Below are 1,945 nucleotides of genomic sequence, written 5' to 3'. Positions count from 1 at the left end.
CCTTTATACCTTCCTGTATACCTTCCTCATAGCCCTTTTCTTTGCCTTTTTCTTCTGCTTCTCTGTAATACTCCTGTATCAGCTGCTGAACATTGAATATAAACTCTCCCACATCTTCCACCCCCTCAGCTTCTATCTTCTTCAGCAGTTCATCTATCTTGCTTTCAATCTCCTCTCTCACCTGCGGTTTTACTATCCTCAAAAGCCATGAACAAAATAATCTACTTCATCCTTATAATTAATTTTTATCCAGCTATAGTTTTTTCTTCCGTTTAAAATTATACCATAAAGGAAAAGAGCATACAAGCAGCATCTCACTACTTACATGATTAGTGTAAACCTTAAAAACCTATTTGCTAACATTTCACATTGAGAGCTTTATATCAGCGCCTATCACACCCAAAAGTTTACCAATACCATCATATACAGGCATAGAAATTGTGATGCAGTAGTTTCTTGTGATGGCTGAGATGTAAGCTGAAGATACATATGTGTGACCTGCCATTGCTTTTGTGAACCACTCTCTGACCTTTGCGTTTTCTATACCCTCTGGCGGATTTGAGTAGATGAACGTTCCATCAGGGTTGTTTGTCCACAGAGCCTCAAATATATTAGAAAACTTTTGCAGACTCTGGTCTATAACCTCTTTATGATTGAGCTCTTTCTGCCAGCTTGAAACAAGTTGCGGAATTAGTTCATTTTCAATTATTTCAATAGCCTCTGTAATGCGCTGCTGGTTTACCTCTATCTCTACTCTCTTTGTAATTTTTGCTGAGATGTCATTTCTGACAGACTCAAACTCCCTGCACATGTCAACAAGCCTGTTCATAAGCCGCATAAGCCTTTCTGCGGTTTTTTTACTTACCTCTACAGAACTCAAAATTTTGTTGGTGCTACTATCGACGGCAATGTAGCTATTTTCCAGCCTTGTTACATAGTGCTTAAGGTCATTCACAATACAGTACTGGACAGAAAGCTTTTCTGAAGCCTGGGAAATCTTTTTGTTTATGTAGTCAACAAGCTGAGATACCTGATTTAATTTTTGGAAAGTAGTCTTGCCATATTCTACCTGCCTTGATATAATATCCTTACTTTTCTCGCTGAGGCTTGAAATTCCATCAACTATGCCAGAAATTTCAATGATAAAGTCTCCAATCTCGTCTGCAGTTGATTTCGTGTCATTTGAAAGTCTTCGAATTTGGTCAGCAATTACATGAAAGCCTGTTTTGAAATTCTCGCCAAGTACGTTTTCAAGCTTTGCAGATTCAATTGAAGCGTTCAGTGCAAGAATGTTTATCTGCTCTGAAATTTTCACAATTGTGCCAAGAAAATCTTCTACCTTTTTGAAAACAGCTTTGAGCTTGGTTATTTGATCAGCCATTTTATGTGTGTATGCTGTATTTTCTGAAACCATATTTTCCAAATCGGTTGAAACCTCTGCAAGCAGTTTTTGAATGTCTTCTTGAATATTCTGGTTTTTTTCTTTGAAATGAACCATGAATTCTTCAAGGCTTGAGACATTTTCATAGGCGCTCTCAATGTGCTGAAGGACAAGTTTCAGGCCTACCAAAAGCCCTGAGATAGAATTTTGAATGTCTTTGCTGTTTGAAAGCACAAGATTGGACTGCTGCTGATTCTTTTCTGCGCTTGATTCAATGTCATAAGCAACTGACAGGATTTTGTTGTATGCAAGGTCGATTTCTTTAAATATGTCACTTAAGAAGCTCTGAAAAGATGCTGCCCAGTCTTTCACAGGTGTCAAAAAGAGCTGTTCAATTGCGTTGAGGTTGTTCTTTCCCTGCAAAATTGAAATTGTCTTGTCAACAAAGATTTTTAAAATTAGAACCGAAAAGACAACTGATAGCACAATCGCACCCAGGATAGTCAATACAACTTGCATCTTGCAAAACCCCCCCTGAAAAAAGTTTTACAAAAAAATTAAAGG

Annotated in this window: 1 protein-coding gene and 1 pseudogene; both read right to left on the bottom strand. The window is 37.7% G+C overall.

Annotation, left to right across the window (positions count from 1 at the left end; all coding sequences use genetic code 11):
* A pseudogene (locus tag H964_RS11875) lies at nucleotides 1-223 on the bottom strand (Rpn family recombination-promoting nuclease/putative transposase); the annotation flags it as partial.
* Nucleotides 224-364: 141 nt separating this feature from the next.
* Entirely contained in the window at nucleotides 365-1,900 is a 1,536-nt protein-coding gene (locus H964_RS11870) for a methyl-accepting chemotaxis protein (protein ID WP_039767895.1), read from the bottom strand.
* Nucleotides 1,901-1,945: the final 45 nt, after the last annotated feature.

Source organism: Caldicellulosiruptor sp. F32 (genome assembly GCF_000404025.1).
GTDB lineage: Bacteria > Bacillota > Thermoanaerobacteria > Caldicellulosiruptorales > Caldicellulosiruptoraceae > Caldicellulosiruptor > Caldicellulosiruptor saccharolyticus.
Note: the sequence above shows the minus strand (reverse complement) of the source record. Positions and strands in the feature narration are given on the sequence as shown.

What these genes read in the sequence shown, in the direction of transcription:
- H964_RS11870 (WP_039767895.1), bottom strand. Translation starts at nt 1,900, where the DNA reads ATGCAAGTTGTATTGACTATCCTGGGTGCGATTGTGCTATCAGTTGTC.